Annotated in this window: 2 pseudogenes; both read left to right on the forward strand. The window is 69.6% G+C overall.

Annotated features, from left to right (window positions below):
* Positions 1-244 (forward strand): annotated as a pseudogene (locus H928_RS26460) (P-type conjugative transfer protein TrbL); the annotation flags it as partial.
* 18 nt (positions 245-262) lie between these two features.
* A pseudogene (locus H928_RS31405) lies at positions 263-372 on the forward strand (conjugal transfer protein TrbF); the annotation flags it as partial.

Here is a 372-nt window from a genome sequence, read left to right on the forward strand (position 1 = left end):
GCGCTCGATGAAGGAGCGTGTCGCCGCCGCCTTCCGGCCCGATGACGCCGGATCGGCGTCAGGGGGCGGTGCCGCACAGGCTGCAAACGAGCCAACCCCATCCACCGCGCAACCCGCCTGGGCCAAGCGCCTGCATCGCAGGCAGCAGCTCACCCATGCCGCGACGACCGCCGCCCACACGCTGCGCGGCGGCGATGGCGGCAGCTCCAGCCAAGGCCCGAGCCTGCGCGATTCCGATTCCTGATCTTCAAGGAGAACTCCCATGCGATTCAAACGACCGCAGGTGCGCTACGCCGATACGCCACAGCCTGCTACTCCGTATCAATCCGCCGCCCAGGTTTGGGACGAGCGCATCGGCTCCGCCCCCGGGCC

The sequence above is a fragment of the Comamonas sp. B-9 genome, assembly GCF_000410635.1.
Taxonomy (GTDB): Bacteria; Pseudomonadota; Gammaproteobacteria; order Burkholderiales; family Burkholderiaceae_C; genus Comamonas.